This window comes from Streptomyces sp. NPDC042346 (genome assembly GCF_055581845.1).
Window position 1 is genome coordinate 234,901 of record NZ_JBVJEH010000008.1, and the last position, 22,086, is coordinate 256,986.

Below are 22,086 nucleotides of genomic sequence, written 5' to 3' on the forward strand. Positions count from 1 at the left end.
GGCTCATAACCTATTGCGCGCGCAATGGGCTATGAGTTCGGCTCAGCCTATATACGGTGCCGGGGGCTGTCAGCGCGACCGCCCGATGCCTGCCCAGGTTGTCCGGCCGGCGGCGGTCAGTGTGTCAGGTCCAGCTCGGCGACGACGGTCTTGCCGACGGGGACGCGGTCGAGGACGTCCCACCGGTCGGCGAGCGCCTCGATAAGGAGCAGGCCCCGGCCGTCCTCGGAGAGCGGCCGGGGTACGGGGCGGGACGTTCCCGGGCCGGGGGGACGCCGCTCGCCCCGGGTGTCGGAGACCTCGACACGCAAGGTCCGGCCGAGGAGCTTGACGGCGAGCTCGAAGTCCCGGCCGGGGACGCGGCCGTGCGTGACGGCGTTGGCGGCGAGTTCGGCGACGAGCAGGGCGGCGGTGTCGGACGCCGGGCTGCCGTGCGGCACGCCCCAGGTGTCGAGCTGGTGCAGCGCGAGCCGGCGGGCGAGCCGGGCGCCTCGCGGGGTGGAGCTGAAACGCTGGGTGAACACACGTACGGTGACGGGTGCCGCGTGGGCGGTGGGGGTGGACGGTGCTGTCATAGGCCCAAGGTGCCGCTGGGTGAGGTGAGTTCACCAGGGCCGCCGCGCGTACGCCGGGTCAGCGTACGCGCACGTTCGGTGGACAGTACGCGTGACCGTACGTGACGATGACCGGGGTCGAAGCGGTACGGCGGCGGGTGGCACGGGAGGTGTCCGGCGGTGGCCTACGAGAGCACGGACGGCGGTACGGGGGCGGCGGCGGGCGGCGCGGAACCGGGGGCGTCGGACAGTCTGCGCACCTTCGGCGCGGTCGTCCAGGCCTTACGCGAGCACACGGGCCTGAGCCGCGAGGAGTTCGGCGCCCTGATCGGCTACTCCAAGCACACGGTCGCCTCGGTCGAACAGGGCCGGCGCATGCCGGACCGCGACTTCGTGGAGCGCGCGGAACCGGTACTCGGCGGCACGGGCGCGCTGCGGAAGGCGGCGCCGCACCTGTCGAGGCAGGCGGGGCTTGCGAGCTGGTTCCGGCAGTGGGCGCGGCTGGAGGCGACGGCGATCAGTCTGTACACGTACGAATGCCGGGTGGTCCCGGGCCTGTTGCAGACGGAGGCGTACGCACGGGCGGTCTCGCTGGACGTGCCCCCGTTGCCGGACCCGGAGGAGCTGGAACAGCGGATCGCAGCACGGCTGGCGAGGCAGGAACTGCTGGCGGTCACGCGGAAGCCGCCGACGGCGTTCAGCTTCATCGTGGAGCAGGCGGTGCTGGAGCGGTGGACGGGCGGGGAGGCGGTGACGCGGGAACTGCTGCACCACTTGGTGGGGTTGATCGAGCGGAACTGGAACGTGGAGTTTCAGGTGATGCCTACGCGGAGCCTGTCCCATGCGGGCATGGACGGCCCTGTGCAACTGGCTGAGACACCGGACAACCACTGGTTCGCGTACTCCGAGGGGCAGCAGAACGGACGACTGATCTCCAACCGCAAGGAGATCAGCCTCCTCCAGCAGCGGTATGCGAAACTGCGCTCGCAGGCCCTGACGCCCGAGGATTCACTGGGCCTGCTCAAGCGATTGCGAGGAGCGCTATGAGCACGTCCGAACTGGCCTGGTTCAAGAGCAGTTACAGCGGCTCGCAGGGTGACAGCTGCGTAGAGGTGGCAAAGGGAACCCAGGCGATCCACGTCCGGGACTCCAAGGACCAGCGGAGCCCCGAACTCGCCCTCTCCCCCGCCGCGTGGGACGACTTCGTCACGTACGCCGCCCAGAGCTGACCTTCACGACAGCGCCCCGCGCCGGACGAGTCCGGCGCGGGGCGCTGTCGTTCACACCGTGGGAGGCGTCCACTTCCCCTTGCCGACGGCCTCCTGGAGCCGCGCGGAGAAGTACGCGTGCGCCGCACGCATCTCCTCTTCACGGTTCGCCTTGTAGAAGGGCGCGGTGTAGCCCTCGGGGGGCTCGGGCCGCTCCTTCTTCTGGTAGGCGAGGAAGTGCTCGTAGTGCTCCTTGGTCTGGCCGAAGCCGTAGGTGTGGCGTTTCCCTGCGATCTTGCGCTCCCGGGAGTCGAACCAGGTCACGGCGTCGAAGTCCTGCATGATCGGGAACCGGGCCTTGTACATGGCGACGAGGGCGTCGGCGCTCACGCCGAGCCAGACCGCGACGAGAGCGTCGATCTCCACAAGGGCTGCCCGCCGTGCCCGCTCGGTGCGCAGAGGGGTGTTCCGCGTCCACACCGGACCGACTGTGTGAAGTGGTTGCAGCTCCGGCCAGTCGCATGCCCACGGCTCGTAGGCTGGCCAGCTGGCGTCGTACAGCTCCTCCCAGAGATCTGCATACGCACTGGTGAGGCAGTTGAGGCGGAGGGTACGCAGGAGCAGGGCCGAGGCAAGAGGATGTCCGACGAAGGGTGCGGGCATCATCTTGGCACCCGCAACGCGAAGGTCTCCCCGCCCGGTGGTGCGTAGGAAATAGTCGATGGGTAGGGCAGACCAGAAGCCTCCTGTGAGGCTCATGAGCGCCGGGGCCGCAATGCTCATGCTCTGAATCTGGTCAACATGAGCGGGTCCGGGGGGCAGGAGCACGGCATACAGCGCCCGCTCCGTATCCGGCGCGATCTGGCGCCGCCACGCCACCCGATAGAACTCCGTATACGGCCGCCGCAACCGCAGCAGCAGCTCCGCCTCTACCTGCTCCTTGGTGACCTCCGAGACCCCCATCTCGAAGCGCCTCGAAGCCGCGCTCCTCGCCCGCCTCACTTCACGCTCGGACTGCCTGAGTTGTTCCAGCGTCCTGCCGTCGCTCCACACGTCCTGCGCCGCCCGGTACACCTCGGGCTTCGCCACGTACATGTATTCGGACTCCGGCACGGCGTCGTCCGCGAGGGTCATGGGGTTGAGGCCCAGGACCTCGCCGGCGCCTTGGCTCGGCTGCTTGAACATGGGGTTGGCCAGACCGATCTGCGGGCCCTTGAGGATCACCTCTGCCCAGTCGGCCGGCCGGCGGACCACACCAGCCCCATCGGGCTTGTTGTAGTCGATGAGGTCGGCCGCCTTGGCACCGCTCTCGTGGTAACCGCTGCTGATCTGTGGCTCGTACTCCGCGAGGCGCAGCGAGTAGTCCGCCAGCGCCTCGATCGCCTGCGCCTCCGCCGTACTCACTGGCGACAGCAGCCGGGCCTGGCGTACGGGTTGCGCCTCGTCACCGGTGAGCTTCTGCCATCGGGCAAGCAGTTCTTCGTCCACGCGGATGATCCGTTTACGGTGCGGACGTTCATCCCAGCTCGCACCGTACTTGATTCCGGGGTCCGGGGCGGTTCCGTCGTCCTCAGCCGACAGGCGCAGGGCGTCTACCGAGACGAGCCAGGACAGATGGTCAAAGCCAATCTCGCCTTCCCGACCGTAGATATGCACGCCGAAGTGACTGGCGTGGCCGACAGGAGGCGGGAAGAAGCGGTTGCCCTGATTTACGAAGTCTCCATGCACCCGCAACCGGGTGTACGCGGCCTCACGCAGGCGCCCTTCCCTGTCACCGCTGAAGTGCGAGCCCGGATGGACCAGGCCTACGGAGCCGTCGTGGGCCATGTGCTGCCACGTTTGGCACATGAACGCCCGGTACAGGTCTGGCTGAGTGCCCGCAAGCAGGGGATACACCGGTCCTGCGCCAAGCATCTCGCTCATGCCGCTGGTCGACGCCAATTCAGCGAGCAGATAGGAGCGGGCGCGCGGCGACTCCAGCAGTTCGTCGCGTCGCCGGGTGCGTTCCACCTTCGTGGGCTTCTCGGTGAGCATGAACCACGGCTCGTACTCGGCCAGGATCGGGTTCTCCTCCCACTTCGGCCGCACCCACGGCGGATTCCCCACCTGAAGGTCGAACCCGCCCCCCGCCCCCCGGAACACATGCGCGAAGTGCAGCTCCCAGTGGAAGAAGCCGTGGCCGTCCTCCGCCTTTATGTCCTTCTCCGTCGTGCCCGCGATGTCCTCGACCGTGTTCAGCCACGGATAGCGGAACGGCAGCTGCGTCGCCGGGCGCATGCCGAGGAAGCCCTCCAGGCGGTCCTCCACGTCGGCAAGGAGTTCCAGCGCCTCGTCGGGGCTGAGGTTCTCGATGCCCGAGAGCAGCGACTGCTCGGGCATGTCGACCCTGCCCAGCAGGCTCTCCAGGAAGTCCAGCCAGTCACCGAGGCTCTGGAGCGGGACCGTCGTGCGCTCCGGCGCGCGGTTGACCGCCTTGCGGGCGGCCGGGGCGCTCCGCTTGGACGCGCCAGCGTCCAGGTCCGCGCCCAGCTCCTCCTGCTCCCCGTCCGGGTCGTCGAACAGGCCGGCCGTCCGCCACAGCTGGTCCCCGGGCGCGGGGCAGGACGGCGGCTCCACCGGCGTTGCCGACGCGACCGGGGCGCCAGGCTCCACCGTCCCACCGCCCAGCAGCCCCGGGACCGACGACTCGTCGACGAGCGAGCCGCCCGTGCCGTACACCGGGTCCGTACCGTCGAGTTCGCCGGTCTTGTCCAGCGGCCAGAACCACAGCGCGCACCAGGCGTCCATGACGGTCTTCAGCCGCCAGTACGGTGTCCCGTGCCGGGTCAGGTCGTCGAGGACCCTCTGCTTGTCCTCCGCCTCTGCCGACTGCTCCAGCCAGTCCGCGCCCCACACGTCGACGCGGCGGGACACCGCCCGTTCGGAGAGTTCGAGGCGGGTCGCGACCAGGGACCACAGGAACTCGGCGCGCCGGGCCACGCCCTGGAGGCGGCCCAGCTCGGTCTTGTCGGCCGCCTTGCGCCAGCGGTCGTAGCGCTTCTGCCGGGCCTCGGCGGTCTCGTCGCCGCGCTCCTGGAACGGCTTCGGTCCCTTCGGGGCCTTCTGGACGCCCTTGCGCCACTGGCCCAGCGCCTTGGCCTCGTCTTCGGCGAGCTTCTTGGCCTCCGGCTCTCCGGCGACCGCGCCCCAGCCGATCGCGGGCAGCAGGAACTGGTGCACCGCGCCGTCGGGCAGCGGCCCGTCCCGGAACGGCAGGTCCTTCGGCGGGAGGGTGTTCTTCTTGGCCAGCCATCCACCGCCCGGCAGGACGTCCGCCTGGTAGACCTTGCGGCCCGCGCCGATGAGTGAGTTGCCGCGCCGCAGATGGAGGCCGAACCAGGGGGCCCGCATGCCGGGGTGCATGGAGTTGAGCCAGAGGGAAACCTCGGCGAGTTCCACCGCCGTGGCGTTGAGGTCCACGCCGTAGGCGTTGTGCAGGGCGATGTACGCCTTGGCCTTCTGGAGCTCGACCTGCCGCAGTTCGGGGTCGATCCGGCGGCCCAGCTCGCGTTCCCGGCGCCTCAGGTACTCGGCGGCCACCTGGTCGATGGCCTCGTTGAGGAACGCGCCCGAGCCGAGGGCGGGTTCGCAGATCTTCCACTCCAGGAGTTCCTTCGCCGGGGTGGTGCCGTCCTGGTCGAGGCGGTGCCTGAGGGCCAGCTCGACCGTGACCTCGGTGAGGGACTTCGGGGTGTAGTAGGAGGCGGAGGTCTGGCGGTCGCGGCCGGCCAGGCGGTAGACGAACGAACCCTTGGGGTGGGGCACCCGCTCCAGGCGGCCCGTCTCCTCGTTCGTCCGCTTGACGAAGAGGGCGTCGTCGTAATCCCCGGTGCGGACACGGGATTCCGGGACCATCCAGCTGCCGCCCGACGGGTCGCCGCCCTTGGCGACCTCGTACAGCTCCTCCTCGGCGATGAAGCCGGTGTACGACATCAGGCCCTCGTACACCGCGCCGAGCTGGTTGATGCCGAGCTGGGCGTACGAGATGAAGCCGCCGCGCTCGCGCCCCCTGCCCTTGGTGAGCATCAGGCGGCGCAGCACCTTGTGCAGGGTCTCGTTGCGCAGCCGGGTGTCCAGGAAGGGGCGGCGCTTCTCTGCTTCTCCGCCCCTGTATTCCGGGTTCTCGATCTGGTCGTCCGAGATGAGACGGACGGCCTCCTTGGTGAACAGCTCGGAGCGCAGGGCCTCGAAGCGCAGGCCCGCGCTCGTGCTGCGGGCGGCGGCGCGGCGGGCGCGGTCGGCCTCGCGGACCCGCTCGGTGTACTCGGCCTGGGTGATCTCGCCGTCGGCGAGCAGCCTCGCCGCCTCGTTCTCGGCCTCCGTCGCCTCCCGGGCCGCCGCCTCCGCCGCGAGGTCCTCGGGCTCGGTGCCGTAGCGGCGGTGGCCCTTCTCGACCTTCTCGAAGAGCAGGTCGAGCGACTCGTACAGGTGGAAGCCCTTCCGGGAGCGCTCGCCGACGAGGTCGCGCAGGACGAGGTCGCCGAGGCGCTGGAGGCCGTAGCCCTGCTCGTACTCGGGGTAGTCGGAGGGCAGGATGCCGAGGGCGGGGCTGGCCTCGGCATACAAGAGGAACAGGATGCGGTACAGGTAGCGCAGCGACTCGCGGCTGAGTTCCTTGGCGAGGCGGGCCGGGTCGTCCAGGTCGGCGGGGGCGACGCCGTTCTCCGGTTCGCGCAGGCGGTCCAGGACCTCGTTGGCGATCCACTCGACGCTCAGGCGCAGGCCTTCGCGGAGTTCGGTCGAGACGCCGACGGCGTGCTTGGAGGACCGGTCGAGGAAGGCGGCGAGCGGGGCGGTGCCGCCCTCGGCGGGGACGCGCAGCGCGTCGGCGCCGAACAGCGCAGCCAGGATGTCGAGTTCGCCGCCGTGGCGGTCGTCGCGGCGGTGCAGGGCAGCGTCGAGGTCGGCGGACAGATAGCGGCCCTCGGGCCAGGCGAGGCGGTCGGCGAGGACGACGACGCCGCCGACGAGCAGCAGGACGTGGCGCGGAGGTGCGTCGCAGGTGAAGAGGAAGTCGGTGAGGGCCTTCGCGTCCAGCAGGTCCGGCGCCGACGTCTCCGTCTCCACCGGGTGGAGCAGACGGCCGGCGCCGTCCGGGTCGAGGGCGGCGTCGGGTTCGGTGGTCCAGCCGCAGGCGACCGCGTACAGGCCGGGTTCGGCGTGGAGCACCTGGACGGCGTACTCGCGGTCGGCGCGGTGGACGGTCACGGTCTGCTCGTGGGCGTCGGCGTAGCCGAGGGCGCGCAGGGTGTCGAGGTGACTCTCGGTGTAGCGCTTCCGCCACCCTTCGGGTACGAGCGCGTTGGGCGCGGCGAGCGCCGCCGCGTCCTCGGCGAGCGCGGCGCGGCCCGCGAAGTAGGAGCCGTACAGGGCGCGCAGGCCCTCGCGGGGGGTGCGGACGCGCGGCGGTACGGAGTCGGGGCCGATGCCCTGGCGGGCGGCGTCGGCGACGGCGTCGGCGTGGCGGCGGCGCTCGGTCTCCTCGAAGGCCGCCCAGCGGGTGAGAAGGCCGTCCTTCGCCTTGAGGTCCTTGGGGAGGACCTCCGCGAGGTAGTGCGGCGAGAGGTAGTCGCCGTGGTTGACCAGCGAGTCGTACGTCACGTCAGTTCTCCGCCTGGGCGTCGGACGGGTGGGCGGCGTCGGATGCGGGGGCCGGCTCCTGGGCGTCGGCCGCGGGTGCGACCGCCTCGGCTCCGGAGGCGTCGGGGGCGCCGGGGCGGTCGAGGACGGCGAGGACCCGCAGCAGCGGGCGGCCGGTGGTGTGGAGTTGGTCGAGGAGCCGGGCCAGTTCGTCGGCGGTCTCCTCGACGAGGCGCTCGCGGCGGCCGGTGACGCCGGGCAGCAGGGAGTCGGCACGCCACCGGGCGACGTGGTCGCGGTAGGCGGCCAGCGGCCCGCTGATCTGCTCCTCCCACGCGGCCCTGCCCGCGTCCAGGTGGTGGCGGGCGGCGGCGACGGCGGCCGGGACGAGGGTCTGGAGCAGGGCCGGGTCCCGCGGGCCTCCGGTGCGGGCGAGCCTCGGGCCGACCTTCGCGTCGCGCAGCGCGTCGGCCATGGGTCGTACCTCGGGCGTCCCGGTGCCGTCGGGGCGGAGACCGGTCACGGCCATCCAGCGGACCACGGTCGGGCGGCCGAGAGCGTTGGAGTGGATGCCCTGGACGAGGAAGACCGGGCCGTCGACGTGGGGCGTGGTGATGACCGGGGCCTCCTGCCGGCCGAACTCGACCAGGACCTTGTCCGTCAGCCACTCGACCACCGGATGGATGTCCGTCAGAAAGGAGACGTCCGGCCACATGGTGGTGCTGCTGTCCCTGGCCTCGGTGAGCTTGCGCTGCGCGAGGGCCCGGTCGAAGGTGACCAGCATCCGTTCGGCGACGTGCTGTTCCCTGAGGTAGGAGGGCGGCAGGGCCTTGAGGCGGTGGAGCAGGTCGGGTGCCAGGGCCGGGGAGAGGGAGAAGTAGGCCCCGCCCTGGGCGTCGGTGCCGGACGACAGGGCGATCTGGTCCTCGGCGCGCTCCTCGTACACCTCGTCGAGGGCGGTGGCGACGAAGTCGGCGGTGTCGCCGTCGAAGAGAGAGATCAGCTCGGCGCGGGCGGGCAGCTCCTGCTCGGTGATCGTGTCCACCTGGCCGAACAGGTCGGCGAGGGCCGTGTCCTCGGCGGGGGAGGACTCCAGGAACTCCTCGACCGTGCCGCCCCTGACCAGTTCCTTGATGAGCCGGCGCTCTTCCTCCTCGGCGCGGTAGAGACCGGAGACGGCCTCGGCCGTGCCGTCCAGCTTGTGCGCCTCCTCCTCCCGGAGGAGCAGCTTCTCGGCGACCGTGCGGTCGTCCTTGGCGCCGGGGACGGCCGAGGTGAGGATCAGCGCGTGGAACCGTGGCTCGTACTTCTGCCCGTACCGGTCGATACGGCCGTTGCGCTGCTCGATGCGGATCAGGGACCACGGGATGTCGTAGTGGACGAGGTGGTGGCACTGGCGGTGCAGGTTGACGCCCTCGGAGGCCACGTCTCCGGTGAACAGCAGCCGGACGGGGGTGTCGGCGAGGCCGAACGCCTCAAGGACCTTGCCCTGCTCCTCGTCGCTGAGGCCGCCGTGCATCACGGCCACGGCCTTCGACGTGCCGTCCGCCCCGACCGGGAAGCCCAGGCGGGCGGGGACGACCTCGGCGAGCCAGGTCAGTGTGCGGACGCGTTCGGAGAAGACCACGGCCCGCGTGGTGGACCGGGGGCCGACACCGATCTCCTTGAGCTGGGCGACGAGCGCGTCGAGCTTGGCGGAGTCGCCGGGCGCGGTGCCGTCGCCCATGCCGGAGACGATCTCCTGGAGCCGGGCGAGGGCAGCCTGCTCGGTGGCGATGGCGGGGTCGGGCCGGAGCCCCTTCTCCTCGGCCTTGCGGACCCGGTCCGTGAGGGAGGAGATGCGGTTCGCGACCGTCTCGCCCAGGGCGACGTGCGAGGACAGGAACGTCTTGAGCAGGTTGTAGGCGAAGACCGGCTCGACGGCGACCGAGACGGGGTCCTGACCGGCGGTGCCGAACTCCGTGCTCGTCGGCGGGGCGGGGATCCAGTGCTCGGCCAGTTCGGCGAAGACCCGCTCCTCCGCCTCGGTGGCCACGCAATGGAGGGAGACGGTGGGACCCCGGTCCGGCCACTCGGTACCCATCTCGTCCCGGACCTCGGGGCTGATCTTGGTGCGCCGGATGAAGAGGTGGCCGAGGTCCTCCGCCGGGTCGTAGTGGTCGCGGTCGGCGATGGCGGCCGGGTCGAGCAGGGAGATCAGGTCGGCGAAGGACCGCTTGTCGCCGTTGTGCGGGGTGGCGCTGGCGAGCAGCAGGGCGTCCGTGCGCGGGGCGAGGATCTCGGCGAGGGCGCGGCGCTGGCTGCCGGGGTTGATCAGGTTGTGGGACTCGTCGATGACGACGGCGTCCCAGCGGATCCGCTCCAGGTGGTGCCGGTACTGGCCGATGTTCTTGAGGGTGTCCACGGAGATGATCACGCGCTTGTAGTGCGTGAACGGGTTCCGCCCGGCCGGAAGCTCGCGCTGGACACGCTGGACGCCGAGCGAGTCGAGCCGTACGAGCGGGATGGAGAAACGCGTCCACAGCTCGTGCTGGAACTGCTCCAGGATGCTCTGCGGGGTCACGACCAGGATGCGCTCGCCGCGGCCTCGCCGGATGAGCTCGGCAAGGGTCAGGCCGATCTCCAGGGTCTTGCCGAGACCGACGACGTCGGCGATGAGGACCCGGGGGCGAAGGTTGCGCATGGACAGGGCGAGTTCGGCCGGGCGCTGCTGGTAGACGAGCGGGTCCAGGAGGAAGCGGTCGGCGAGGGCGAGGCCCCGCTCCGACTGGGGCAGCGGCGTCTTGCGCAGGACGGCTTCGAGGAACAGGCGGCTGCGCCGGAAGTACGAGGAGGTGTCGGGTACGAGGACGGTCTTCTCCGGGTCCAGGAGTTCCACCGTGTCGATGCCGCTGAAGAAGACGGCCTCCTCGTCCCGCACGAACTCGGAGACGCCGACCGCCTCGATCCTCTCCCCGTCGTGATCGGTCGTGGTGGTGTTGCGGACCAGCCACTCCTCGTCCCGTACGAGGATCTGCGCGCCCGGCGGGAACCGGGTTCCCTCCGGCGTCGCCCCCTGGTCGGTCACTCACGGCCCCTTCGTCTTGCGTGTGTCGTCGCTCTCGCCTCCGCAAGTCTGTCACGGGGAGGAAGCGGGACGTACGAGATCGGGCACGGGGGCCGCGCCTGCTCAGAAGCGGGCCTCGCGGGCGTAGCCGGCACGAATCCGCTCGGCGATCCTCAAGGGCGCGGAGGGCCGGACAGCGGTCGTCCCGCCTCGCGGGCGCGGGCGGGTTTCCGCCTGCGCGGGCGAGGACTCCGGGAGGGCGGATGCGCCGTCGTCCGAATCATCCGCACCGGGCTCTCCCTCCGAGGCGTGCTGCCCGGCCCCTGCGGAACCAGCCGGGCCCGCCTGCTCGTCGTCCTCGGCCGCCGCCTGGTCGATGACGGCGGGTGTGTAGGCGGGTGCGTCGGCTCCCGCCGAAGGTTCGGGGGCCGGCGCGGGAAGCTGGGGCACGCTGATCTCGGGCGTCAGAGCTGAGAGGCGGCGCTTGGCCTGGAGGGCGGTCAGACCCTGTGCACGGATGACGCGCACCAGCCTCTCGGTGACTTCGGGCAGTGCCGGCCTGGTATCCGGATCCAGTGCCAGCATGTCCGTGATCAGCGGCACGAGTTCGGGTGGGGCGTCCGTCAGATCGGGAGGGGTCGCCGGGTCCTCGATCCTCAGGGCGACGGCCTGCCACGTCGGCCCCTCGTACGGGTAGTGCCCGGTCGCGGCGAAAAGCAGCACCGCGCCCAGCGCGTACACGTCGGCGGACCGGTCCAGCTTTTGCTCGCCCCGGGCCTGCTCCGGAGGCATGCAGAGCACGCTGCCGACGACGAAGCCGGTGGCCGTCAGGGCGGTGCGGCGTTCCGCGAGCACGGCGAGACCGAAGTCGATCACCTTGGGGCCGTAGGGGGAGAGCAGGATGTTCTGCGGCTTCAGGTCGCGGTGGAGCAGCCCTGCCTCGTGGACCGTGCCGAGGCCCTCGGCCAGCAGTGCTCCGAGGCTGGCGGTCTCGGCGAGCGGCAGGGGCCCCTGACCGGCGACCAGGGTGCGCAGATCGGGTCCGGGGACGTACTCGACCGCGAGCCACGGCTGATCGGCTTTCGCGTCGGCGCCGACGAAGGCCGCGACGAAAGGCCCGTAGACGGTGCGCAGGCTCTCCACCTCGGACAGAAAACGCGCCCGGGTGTCCTCGTCGAGCACGGAGGGCTTGATGACCTTCACCGCGGCCTGGTGGCCGGCCGCGGACTCGCCCAGGAACACCTGGCCCATGCCGCCGGAGCCGATCCGGCACACGAGGGCGAAACCCCCGATCTCCTTCGGGTCGTCGTCCCTCAGTGGTTCCACGGTGTCACGCCTCCCCCTTGCGGTCCGCACCCCGCGATTCCGCGCGGTGGACCTACCCGGACCGGAAGGCAGTCTATGCAGGTCTTCTATCGTCCTGTACCGGCTTCCTCGAAGGCGCCCACAGGCGCGACGGTGGTCGTCACGAGCCTGACAGGCCGTGGTCGTCCATCAGCCGCATCAGGTTCCGCTTCCGCTTCTGGGCGACGCGCAGGTCGGTGATGTAGGCGGTGAAGTCGTCCGGTGTGCCGAGGCGGCGGTGACAGTCGCGGATACCCAGGAGCAGGCTGACGAGCTGTTCATAGGCGCGGTTGCCGGTCTCGTGGGTGAGGCGAGTGACCAGGCGGAGGTAGACGACGAGGGCATCCTCGGGGCGGATCGGGCGGGACTGGTCCGCGAGGGTGAGCCACTGGCCGTCGTGGGCGCCGTACTCGCCGGCTGCCCGCCAGGCGGCATCCACGTCCCCGTCGTCAAGCAGGATGTCGACCAGGACCCGGCCACCGCGCGTGTCCACGCGTTCGGCATCGACGCGGAGATGGGCCAGTGCGCGCTCGCGCTCGGTCGGCCAGCATGCGGCGGCAATGGCCTCGGCACGCAGCTGCTGGTAGGCGAGCAGGGTGCGGCGGGCCGCGAAGTGGTCCCGGCGCAGGGTGACCGCGTCGGCGGGCCGACCGGTCCGGGTGTAGCGGTCGGCGAGGTGGTCGATCAAGGCGGTGTCGACGGTGGCGAGGTCCTCGGTCTCCCGGATGCCGCGCTCAGCCCATTCCAGGGCTTCGACGGTGCGGCCGGCGGTGTCGAGTTCGCGGGCGATGAGCAGATGGGTGTGACCGTTCGGTGCAAGGTCGGCGGCGTGCACGGCGATCACCGTGTCGATGTCCCGTCCCGACTTCGCGAGACGCTGCATGAGGTGTTTCTCGGCCCAGCCGGTGCGGTTCGCCGTCCATGCTTCCGTCACGTACCGGCGCAAGGCGGCCATCCCCTGCCCGCCGAGCAGGTCCTCGTAGTCGAGCGGGTCGATGTCCGTCAGGTCGGCCGCGTCGTCGAGCGCGTGCCTCACGAGCCAGTGGGCGAGTTCCTCCGGGTCGGGGCGGGCCGCGCGGCAGGCGTCATGGTGGGCGTCGGCCAGGCCGACGCCGATCTCCCCGAACCGGCCGTCGGAGTCATCGACGCTTTCGACCACAGCGACCAGCATCCCGATCGCCTCCCGGGCCAGAGCGATCGAGTCGGCTGCCTGGCCGGAGGCCGTCAGTGACCGGATCGCACTGACCGCCTGTGCGGCCTGGTCGGCGTAGGCGTGAACGTCGGCGTACTCGACGTAGCCGTACCGGGCGAAAGGGCCGCTGTCGAGCAACTCGCGGATACGGGAACGGATCCCGACCACGTCGCCGCTGGCGCTCGCGGCCCGCAGTTCCAGACGTCTCCGCAGGCTCCGGTCCTCGGCCATCTCTTCCCGTACAAGAGCAAGCAGATCGTCCCGTGACATGCCGGTCAGCCAGGCGTCGAGGCCTCGGGTCCTGTCCCGGGCAGCCTTCCGCCGGCGAGGCAGGTCGGCTTCCTGGGCGATCACCGTCAGACCGAGCGCGACCAGGTGCTTGCAGAAGTGGCCCTCCTGGCCGTACGGGCAATCGCACGTGCCCGCGGGCTTTCTGCGCACGCCCAGAAGCAGCTCCACCTCGTACCGCTCGGTGCCGCGTACCGACGCCCTGATCCAGCCGTCACCGAACTCGACCCCGGACACTTCGTCGGCATAAGCGAGTCCACGCTCGAACGAACGCTCCCCGGCCAGCGCCCTCAGCTTCGCCTCCGTAAGACCGCCCACGACTCACCGCGCTCCGCTCCGGCCTGGACTCCCCAAACAGCCCCCACGGTAACGGCCGCCCCAGCCAACGGGCCCATCCTCATGTCAGGCCGTCAACAACCCGTTCTCCGCGGTGCCTCACACCCCACCTGCATGGTCGTCGCCCACCCCGGCTCCCCGGACCTTCCCCGAAAGGGCCGCATGACCAAGCCCGCCACTGTGAACCTGACGAAGGCCTCGCCCACGGTCTCCCTGGACAAGCACGGCGTGACCTCGGGAATGATCAAGGTCAACCTCAATGGGATCTCGCCGCAGGCTGCCGCTCAGAGCGCGGCCGGCAAGGCCCGTGTGCCGACAGTGCCTGGAGCATTCTCGACGACGAGGAACCTCGTGTGTGGCTCCGATTGGACCGGGATCACGTCTTGTTTGTCGGGGTGGAGATCTGCGAGTTCGACCTGAGGCCGGCCCCGGTGCTCGACCTTGACCGGCCTTCAGAGATGAGCTGATTCCTGCGGTCGTGCCGTCCCGACCATGCGATCGTTGGTCGGGCAGTGCCGTTGACTGACACGCAGTGGGTGCACCTGACCCCCGAATGCGGCTCACAGGGTCATGGCGAGCAGGCCGAGGACGCGGAAGAGGGTCCTGTCGGTGGGCACCGCTACTATCCGGGACGACGAACGGAGTCAGGGAATGGGCGACGTGAACGAAGCAGCGGTCAAGCGGAAGTTGGGTATCCCGAACTGGCGGAACCTATCCAAGGACAAGGTGCTCAAGTTCGCGGCAGCGATGCCCGAGATGGCCACCGAGGTGCGGCTCAAGCTCATCGAGCAGTTCCCCGCCTTCAAGGACCTGGGCAAGGCCGACATCGATGCGGTCACAGAGGCCCACAAGTCCACTCTCGCAGCCAACGAGAACAGTCAGAACCACTTCTACCAGGCTTCGCAGGACCAGCGGGACGCCCTGCGGGCCGACCTCGGTCGGGACGACCTCAGCTGGGCACAGCGGGAAGCCCTCCACGACCGCCTCGACCGAAACGTGCGGCAGGCATACGAGAAAGACAGTGAGAGCAAGCAGTTCCTGGGGGCGGGGATGAAGGTGGTGGCAGCCGCCGGTGCAGCCGCCCTCGGGCTGGGCGTGGTATTCGTCGGCGGCAAGATCGCTGGAGCGAGCGAGGAAGGTTCCGAGGAATCCCAGTAGGACTGTTATTGATCAGAAACTCATGGGGTTCTCGTCCAGGGTGTGGAGGACGCGCGGGCCACCGAGGTAGCCGCGAACGATGTGCGGCTGGCGCTGGCGTCTGCGGAAGAAGCGGCGTTTCTCGGCGGCTAGTTCGACCTAGTCGCGGGCCTAGGGCAGCAATGGCGCGGCCTGGCCACCTGCTACGAGAAGACCGCCACGGTCTACCGCGCCGTTCTCCTCATCGCGGGCATCTTTCTTTGGTCCGCCCGCTGAAGAGCAGGCAGCTCACGGCCGGAGGCATTCTCCCTGCGGGTCGAAGCAGACGAGTCCGTGCTCGCGGGCCAGTGCAGCGGGGTACTCGGATACTTCCTCAGCTTTGCTGTAGGACATGAGCAGGTACACCATCGAACCCGAGGCCTCATCGATGACCGGGGGGGCGACGCCCACACGACACTGCGGTCGACGTCGTCCGGGTATCGCGCGATGAGAGCTTCCACGTACGCCCCAATGCACGGCGCCGGAGGCACGTCGACGTCGTCCGACTCCAGGTAGCGCTCGTAGAGCTCGTCGCACATCGAGCTCGCAGCACGGTTGTCGAATGGACGGTCGCCGTCCCACACAGCAAGGTCGTAGCTCACAGGCGCATCGCCGCGGGCAACAGTTCCGTCGCCACCAACAGGTCCTGCGATCTCTCTGCCAGCGATCCGCAAGAGAGGCCCTAGTGTCACGGGACGTCACTACCGAGAGGCGGATGGGGCAGGGGCGGGCAACAGCTCGACAGCCAGTGCCCCATCCACTTCAAGATGCCCACCGTGACATACCTGAGAGCTCCGCCGACGGTCACCAATTATGCATAGCGACCCATCAGAAACCGTGCCGTTCGTGCGTCGAACATGCGTCAAGATATCGCACCTAACGCACGTAACGCCCATAACGCACACTCGGAGAAACAGCAGGTCAGGCGTCCTTCTTCACCGGCTCAAGGATCGCCACGCACTCCACGTGGTGCGTCATCGGGAACAGGTCGAAGGCGCGGAGGGTGCGGACGCGGTAGCCGCGGGCGGCGAAGTAGGAGATGTCGCGGGCCAGGGCGGCCGGGTCGCAGGCGACGTAGGCGATGCGGCGGGCGCCGAGGCCCGCGAGGTGGTTGACCGTCTGCTTGCCGGCGCCTGCGCGCGGGGGGTCCAGGACGATGAGGTCGACGTCCGTGATGCCCGTGCGCGGGAGGACCGACTCGACCTTGCCCTGTTCGATGCGGACGCGGGGGAAGCCCTCCAGGTTGTGGCGGGCGTCCTCGACCGCGCGCTTGCCCGACTCGATGCCGAGGACCGCGCCCCGCTCGCCGACGCGGTCGGCGATGGCGCCCGCGAAGAGGCCGACGCCGCAGTAGAGGTCGAGGGCGGAGTCGCCCTTGCGGGGGGTGAGGCCCTGCATGACGGCGAGCATGAGGGTCTGGGCGGCCTGCGGGTGGACCTGCCAGAAGCCGCCGTTGCCGACGCGGTAGGTGCGCTCGTCGGCCCGCTCGCGGACGAAGGCACGGCCGTGGACGCGGTGGACTCCGCCGTCCTTCTCGTCGACACGGAGGACGGAGACCGGCTTGTCCAGTTCGACCAGGGGGAGACGGCCGCCGGGCTTCGGGGTCAGGATGACCTGGCGGTCGTTCGAGCCCGAGGCGGCGATGGCCTCGACGGACGCCATGCCCTCCCAGGTGCGCTTCTCGATGCCGAGCTCCGAGACGCCCTCGGCGGCGATCATGCAGTGGTCGATGATCTCGACCTCGTGCGAGCGGTGCTTGCGCAGGCCCGCGTGGCCCTCGGCGTCGATCGCGTACTGGACGCGCGTGCGCCACTGCGGGACCTCGCCCGGCGGCAGCTTGTCGCCCTCGGCCGGCATGACGGTGCCGTCCCAGCCGACCTCCTCCGGGGTGAGCCCGGCGAGCCGCAGGAGCTGCTCGGCGATGACCTCGCCCTTGAGCCGGCGCTGGGCGCCGGGCTTGGCGTGCTGCCAGTCGCAGCCGCCGCACTTGCCGGGGCCCGCGAAGGGGCAGGGGGCCTCGACGCGGTCCTTGGAGGGGTCGAGGATGGTGATCGCGTCGGCGCGGAGGAAGCGGGAGGTCTCCTCGCCCTCGGTGACGCGGGCGACGACCTTCTCGCCGGGCAGCGCGTGGCGGACGAAGAGGACGCGGCCCTCCTCGGTGCGGGCGATGCAGTGGCCGCCGTGGGCCACCGGGCCGACCTCTACCTCGTACTCCGCCCCGACCAGCGACGTAACAGGGGTGTTCTGCATGACCGGGGACTCCAGAGGAAGAAGAAGGTGGGCTGCCGTTTGCACGGCAGCCCACCAGTCTAGTTGTTCTTTTCGAGACGGTCGTTTCCAGCTGCTCCGGCTGCTCCAGCCGTTCTAGCCGTTCTGGCCGTTCTGGCCGTTCTTTGCCGTCGGTTCCTTCTGGCGCTTCTCCACCGGGCCCCGGCGGACCGAGCCCGGCGCGTTCCACTCCTGGCGCTTCCGGGCCCGCTTCTTCGCGACCTCGGAGGACTGGAGCTGGTACGGGACGGAGGTCACCATGACGCCCGGGGTGAAGAGCAGCCTGCCCTTGAGGCGGAGTGCGGACTGGTTGTGGAGCAGGTGCTCGTACCAGTGGCCGACGACGTACTCGGGGATGTAGACGGAGACGGCGTCGCGCGGGCTCTCGCGGCGGATGCTCTTCACGTACTCGATCACCGGGCGGGTGATCTCGCGGTACGGCGAGTCGAGGATCTTGAGCGGGACGTTGATGCCGCGCCGCTCCCACTCCTCCCTGAGCGCCTTCGTCTCGACCGGGTCGACGTTGACGGTCAGCGCCTCCAGCTCGTTCGCGTGCATGAGCTTGGCGTAGGCGAGCGCGCGGAGGGTGGGCTTGTGGAGCTTGGAGACGAGGACGATGGAGCGGACCCGGGAGGGGCGGACGTACTCGTCGGGCCGTTCCTCCGCGGCGGCGATCTCCGCGGAGACGGAGTCGTAGTGCCTGCGGATCGCGGTCATCGTCCCGTAGAAGATCACCATGCCGAGCAGGGCGACCCACGCGCCGTGGGTGAACTTGGTGGCGAGGACGACGACGAGGACGAGGCCGGTGAAGAAGGCACCGAACGCGTTGATCGCGCGGGAGCGGATCATGTGGCGGCGCTTGGCCGGGTCCTTCTCCGTCCTCAGGTGCCGGTTCCAGTGCCGGACCATGCCGATCTGGCTCAGCGTGAAGGAGACGAAGACGCCGACGATGTAGAGCTGGATCAGCTTGGTCGAGTCGGCCCCGTAGACCCAGACGAGGAGCGCGGCGGCGCCCGCGAGGAGCACGATGCCGTTGGAGAAGGTGAGGCGGTCGCCGCGGGTGTGCAGCTGGCGCGGCAGGTACCGGTCCTGGGCGAGGATCGAGCCGAGGAGCGGGAAGCCGTTGTACGCGGTGTTGGCGGCCAGGAAGAGGACGAGCGCGGTGGCGGCGGCGAGGACGACGAAGAAGAACGTTCCGTCGCCGAAGACGGCGGCCGCGACCTGCGAGATGACCGGGTCCTGGACGTAGGTCTCACCGACCGGCGTGCCGTTGAGCAACAGGTCTTCGGCGGGGTTCTCGGCCATCCGGACGTCGGTGGCCATGGCCAGGAAGATGATGCCGCAGAACATGGTGACGGCCAGGCCGCCCATGAGGGCGAGCGTCGTGGCGGCGTTCTTCGACTTCGGCTTCCGGAAGGCCGGGACGCCGTTGGAGATCGCCTCGACGCCGGTGAGCGCGGCACAGCCCGAGGAGAAGGCGCGGAGCAGCAGGAAGACCAGCGCGAAGCCGGCCAGTCCCGCGTGCTCGGGCTTGATCTCGAAGTCTGCGGTGGGGGCCTTCATGGTCTCGTCGAGGACGATCCCCTTGTACGCGCCCCAGGCGATCATGATGAAGACGCCGGCGACGAAGACGTACGTCGGGATGGCGAAGAGGCTGCCCGACTCCTTCACCCCGCGCAGGTTCATCACGGTGAGCAGGATGATGACCGCGACCGCGCAGGCCACCTTGTGCTCGACCACGAAGGGGATCGCGGAGCCGAGGTTCTCGATGCCCGAGGCGATCGAGACGGCCACGGTCAGGACGTAGTCGACGAGCAGGGCGCTCGCGACGGTGAGTCCGGCCTTCGGCCCGAGGTTGGTGGTGGCGACCTCGTAGTCGCCGCCGCCGCTCGGGTACGCGTGCACGTTCTGGCGGTACGAGGCGACGACCGTGAACATCAGGACGACGACCGCGAGCGCGATCCACGGGCTGAAGTGGTAGGCCGACAGTCCCGCGACGGAGAGGACGAGCAGCACCTCACCTGGCGCGTACGCCACCGAGGACAGCGGGTCGGAGGCGAAGACGGGGAGGGCGATCCGCTTCGGGAGAAGGGTTTCCCCGAGCTTGTCGCTGCGCAGGGCCCGCCCGATCAGGATCCGTTTGGGCACGTCGGTCAGTTTGGACACGGAGAGGATCGTAAGCGTTCGAAATCCGCCATGCTCACCGGCACCCCCGATCAGCACCGAATCTCCCTGAGTACCACCTCGGATGCGGTCCCCGCCAGCGTTGCCGCATAAGCTCGGACCGGGCAACCCGGCAGGGCGTTGCCCGCCGCGGCCCGGGCGGATCGGGCGAGGAAAGTTGTGGGCAGGGTGTTTTCGCAGGTCAGCAGGGTGATCAGGAGTGCGGGGTAAGGGGACGTGCACATCGTCATCATGGGCTGCGGGCGAGTGGGAGCCGCTCTCGCGCAGACCCTCGAACAGCAGGGGCACACCGTCGCGGTCGTCGACCAGGACCCGACGGCTTTCCGTCGTCTGGGGTCGGGTTTCGGCGGACGGCGCGTCACGGGCGTGGGCTTCGACCAGGACACGCTGCGTGAGGCCGGGATCGAGGACGCCGGTGCCTTCGCCGCGGTGAGCAGCGGCGACAACTCGAACATCATCGCGGCGCGGGTCGCGCGCGAGATGTTCGGCATCGAGAACGTGGCGGCGCGGATCTACGACCCGCGTCGCGCCGAGGTCTACCAGCGCCTCGGGATCCCGACGGTCGCGACGGTCCGCTGGACCGCCGACCAGATGCTGCGACGGCTGCTGCCCTCCGGCGCGGAGCCGCTGTGGCGTGACCCGAGCGGCGGCGTGCAGCTCGCGGAGGTGCACACCTCCCCCGCCTGGATCGGCCACAAGGTGAGCCGCCTCCAGGAGGAGACCGGCGTCCGCGTCGCCTTCCTCACCCGACTGGGCGAAGCGATTCTGCCGACCTCCCAGACGGTGCTCCAGGAAGGTGACCTGGTGCACGTGATGATGCGTACGGACGAGATCGCGAAGGTCGAGGAGGCCTTCGCCGAGGGTCCTGAGGAGGGCGGTCACTGATGCGTGTCGCTATTGCGGGCGCGGGTGCGGTGGGCCGTTCCATCGCGGGCGAGCTCCTGGAGAACGGGCACGAGGTCCTGCTGATCGACAAGGCGCCGACCGCCATCTCGGTGGAGCGGGTGCCGCAGGCGGAGTGGCTGCTCGCCGACGCCTGTGAGATCACGTCCCTCGACGAGGCGGCGCTCCAGCGCTGCAACGTGGTGATCGCGGCGACCGGCGACGACAAGGTGAACCTCGTCGTCTCGCTGCTCGCCAAGACCGAGTACGGCGTGCCGCGGGTCGTCGCCCGCGTGAACAACCCGAAGAACGAGTGGCTGTTCAACGAGGCCTGGGGTGTGGACGTCGCCGTGTCGACGCCGCGTCTCATGTCGGCCCTGGTCGAGGAGGCGGTGAGCGTCGGCGACCTCGTCCGGCTGCTCCGCTTCAGCCACGGCGACGCGAACCTGGTCGAGCTGACGCTCCCGCCGGAGTCGGCGGTCGCCGGCACCTCGGTCGGGGACGTGGCCTGGCCCGAGGACACCTCGCTGGTGACGATCATCCGCGGTTCGCGGGTGCTCACGCCGAGCGCGGAGGAGACCCTGGAAGCCGGCGACGAGCTGCTGTTCGTGGCCGCGCAGGCCCGCGAGGAGCAGCTGGAGGACCTGTTGCAGGTCCGCCGCGAGACCACCGAGTCCTGACCCCGGTCGGGATCGGGAAGACGTCTCGTACGTCCGTGCACGGAGAAGGGCCCGGAACCTGTCACCAGGTTCCGGGCCCTTCTCCGTCGTGCACCGGTGCCGCTCAGGCCTCCGGCCGGCTCCGCGCCGCTTCCTTGCGGGCCTTCTCGGCGCGCTCCTCGGCCTCCATCTCGGCGAAGACGTCGATCGGCGGCGGCGCCTTCGCGAGGAACATCCAGGTGAGGTAGACCGCGAGCAGGAACGGCGGGATCTTCAGGGCGACCAGGACCCAGCCGAACTTGGTCGTGTCGGCCCACCAGTACATGGGGAAGAGGATCGCGCACTTGGCGAGCAGGATGAAGCCCCAGGCCAGGCTGGCCTTCGCGTACGCCTTCTTGCGGCCGGGGTTGCGGGTGCGCCAGGAGAGGTTCTCCTTGAACACCGGGCCGAGGATCAGGCCGATCAGCGGGACGCCCGCGACCGTGGTGACGAGGTACGCCAGGGCGAGGCCGAGGGTGTACAGCATGCCCGGCAGGTAGAAGTCCTTGGCGTTGCCCGTCATCATCGCGAAGACGACACCGAAGGCGACACCGAAGACGCCGCTGAAGGCGTGCTTGACGGTGTCGCGGCGGATCAGCCGGACGGCGACCAGGACCAGCGAGATCGCGAGCGCGGCGATCGCCGAGCTGCGCAGGTCCTTGTTGATCGTGAAGATCGTGACGAAGAGCAGGCCCGGCACGACCGTCTCGATCATGCCCCGCAGGCCGCCGAAGGCCTCGAACAGCGCGGCCTCGGTGACCTCCTTCGAGGCCTGGGCGTCCTGTGGGGCCTGGGCGTCCTGATCCGTCGTCGGCTTGTCGAGGGACGTCACCGGCTACTCCTGTCCGAGCGGTCGGAGCTCGTATTTGGGGTTGAAGAGGACCCGCCGGCCGTGGCTCATGGAGATCCGGCCGGAGGCGATCAGCTTGCGGCCCGGTTCGATGCCCACGATGGAGCGGCGGCCCAGCCAGACGACGTCCAGGGGTGCCGTGCCGTCGAAGAGCTCGGCCTCCAGCGCGGGCACACCGGCGCGGGGACGCAGCGTGACCGTGCGCAAGGTACCAGTCACCTTGACTATCTGGCGGTCGGAGCAGTCACAGATGCGCGTGCACCCCGTGGCCTCGGCGTCCTCCTGGAGCTCCACCGACTCCAGGTCCTCCGGGGTGGAGGAGAGCCGGTCGAGCATCCGGCGGAACCTACCGGCCGGCTTCTCTGTACGCGGTGCAGCACTCATACAGAAAGCGTACCGGCCTCCACCGTCACCAGGACCGGCCGCACACACGACTCCCGC

The 22,086-nt window shown here is 69.9% G+C and carries 14 protein-coding genes; 5 read left to right on the forward strand and 9 right to left on the reverse strand.

Features of this window, described 5'->3' with window-relative positions; translation table 11 throughout:
- Positions 1-116: 116 nt before the first annotated feature.
- Positions 117-575 carry an ATP-binding protein gene (locus ACZ6K0_RS29115; protein WP_469232833.1) on the reverse strand — a complete coding sequence of 153 codons (459 nt, stop codon included), beginning with the start codon at positions 573-575 and terminating at the stop codon, positions 117-119.
- Positions 576-734: 159 nt separating this feature from the next.
- Between ACZ6K0_RS29115 and ACZ6K0_RS29120 the strand changes: the two genes are divergently transcribed.
- The gene (locus ACZ6K0_RS29120; RefSeq protein ID WP_469232831.1) at positions 735-1,601 is read left to right on the forward strand and encodes a helix-turn-helix domain-containing protein; all 867 of its coding nucleotides are present in this window, start codon (positions 735-737) and stop codon (positions 1,599-1,601) included.
- Entirely contained in the window at positions 1,598-1,783 is a 186-nt protein-coding gene (locus tag ACZ6K0_RS29125; protein WP_469232829.1) for a DUF397 domain-containing protein, read from the forward strand. The genes ACZ6K0_RS29120 and ACZ6K0_RS29125 overlap by 4 nt, the downstream gene beginning before the upstream one ends.
- 51 nt (positions 1,784-1,834) lie before the next feature.
- On the opposite strand, the gene ACZ6K0_RS29130 is transcribed toward ACZ6K0_RS29125, so the two are convergent.
- The 4 genes from ACZ6K0_RS29130 to ACZ6K0_RS29145 all read right to left on the reverse strand — a co-directional run bounded on the left by ACZ6K0_RS29130 (position 1,835) and on the right by ACZ6K0_RS29145 (position 13,569).
- Positions 1,835-7,402: a DNA methyltransferase family protein gene (locus ACZ6K0_RS29130; RefSeq protein WP_469232827.1), complete on the reverse strand. Its 5,568-nt coding sequence runs from the start codon at positions 7,400-7,402 to the stop codon at positions 1,835-1,837.
- A 1-nt stretch (position 7,403) separates the two neighbouring features.
- Positions 7,404-10,448, reverse strand: coding sequence for an SNF2-related protein (locus ACZ6K0_RS29135; protein WP_469232825.1), 3,045 nt, complete (start codon positions 10,446-10,448; stop codon positions 7,404-7,406).
- Positions 10,449-10,550: 102 nt separating this feature from the next.
- Positions 10,551-11,753 (reverse strand): serine/threonine-protein kinase, encoded by a 1,203-nt coding sequence (locus ACZ6K0_RS29140; RefSeq protein WP_469232824.1) that lies wholly within the window; start codon positions 11,751-11,753, stop codon positions 10,551-10,553.
- A 139-nt stretch (positions 11,754-11,892) separates the two neighbouring features.
- Positions 11,893-13,569, reverse strand: coding sequence for an SWIM zinc finger family protein (locus ACZ6K0_RS29145; protein WP_469232822.1), 1,677 nt, complete (start codon positions 13,567-13,569; stop codon positions 11,893-11,895).
- Positions 13,570-14,238: 669 nt separating this feature from the next.
- On the opposite strand from ACZ6K0_RS29145, the gene ACZ6K0_RS29150 reads away from it, so the two are divergent.
- On the forward strand, positions 14,239-14,745 hold the full coding sequence (locus ACZ6K0_RS29150) for a hypothetical protein (protein WP_469232820.1): 507 nt from the start codon (positions 14,239-14,241) through the stop codon (positions 14,743-14,745).
- 939 nt (positions 14,746-15,684) lie between these two features.
- Here the strand turns inward: ACZ6K0_RS29150 and ACZ6K0_RS29155 are convergent.
- A complete protein-coding gene (locus ACZ6K0_RS29155) occupies positions 15,685-17,013 on the reverse strand; it encodes a class I SAM-dependent RNA methyltransferase (protein WP_469232819.1) in 1,329 nt (442 codons plus the stop codon).
- Positions 17,014-17,127: 114 nt separating this feature from the next.
- On the reverse strand, positions 17,128-19,197 hold the full coding sequence (locus tag ACZ6K0_RS29160; protein WP_376401067.1) for an APC family permease: 2,070 nt from the start codon (positions 19,195-19,197) through the stop codon (positions 17,128-17,130).
- 234 nt (positions 19,198-19,431) lie between these two features.
- On the opposite strand from ACZ6K0_RS29160, the gene ACZ6K0_RS29165 reads away from it, so the two are divergent.
- Together ACZ6K0_RS29165 and ACZ6K0_RS29170 are read left to right on the forward strand one after the other, a co-directional pair.
- Positions 19,432-20,100, forward strand: a complete 669-nt coding sequence (locus ACZ6K0_RS29165) for a potassium channel family protein (RefSeq protein ID WP_030321520.1) — start codon at positions 19,432-19,434, stop codon at positions 20,098-20,100.
- Positions 20,100-20,777, forward strand: a complete 678-nt coding sequence (locus ACZ6K0_RS29170; RefSeq protein ID WP_376401069.1) for a potassium channel family protein — start codon at positions 20,100-20,102, stop codon at positions 20,775-20,777. Before ACZ6K0_RS29165 ends, ACZ6K0_RS29170 begins: the two co-directional genes overlap by 1 nt.
- Positions 20,778-20,880: 103 nt before the next feature.
- Here ACZ6K0_RS29170 and ACZ6K0_RS29175 read toward each other — a convergent pair whose 3' ends face one another.
- Both ACZ6K0_RS29175 and ACZ6K0_RS29180 read right to left on the reverse strand, forming a co-directional pair.
- Entirely contained in the window at positions 20,881-21,627 is a 747-nt protein-coding gene (locus ACZ6K0_RS29175; protein WP_376401072.1) for a DUF3159 domain-containing protein, read from the reverse strand.
- 3 nt (positions 21,628-21,630) lie between these two features.
- Positions 21,631-22,029: an OB-fold nucleic acid binding domain-containing protein gene (locus ACZ6K0_RS29180; RefSeq protein WP_079039299.1), complete on the reverse strand. Its 399-nt coding sequence runs from the start codon at positions 22,027-22,029 to the stop codon at positions 21,631-21,633.
- Positions 22,030-22,086: the final 57 nt, after the last annotated feature.

Excerpts from the sequence above, each read along its gene's own strand:
- ACZ6K0_RS29115 (WP_469232833.1), bottom strand. The coding sequence starts at position 575 with ATGACAGCACCGTCCACCCCCACCGCCCACGCGGCACCCGTCACCGTA.
- ACZ6K0_RS29125 (WP_469232829.1), top strand. The coding sequence starts at position 1,598 with ATGAGCACGTCCGAACTGGCCTGGTTCAAGAGCAGTTACAGCGGCTCG.
- ACZ6K0_RS29150 (WP_469232820.1), top strand. The coding sequence starts at position 14,239 with ATGGGCGACGTGAACGAAGCAGCGGTCAAGCGGAAGTTGGGTATCCCG.
- ACZ6K0_RS29155 (WP_469232819.1), bottom strand. The coding sequence starts at position 17,013 with ATGCAGAACACCCCTGTTACGTCGCTGGTCGGGGCGGAGTACGAGGTA.
- ACZ6K0_RS29170 (WP_376401069.1), top strand. The coding sequence starts at position 20,100 with ATGCGTGTCGCTATTGCGGGCGCGGGTGCGGTGGGCCGTTCCATCGCG.
- ACZ6K0_RS29180 (WP_079039299.1), bottom strand. The coding sequence starts at position 22,029 with ATGAGTGCTGCACCGCGTACAGAGAAGCCGGCCGGTAGGTTCCGCCGG.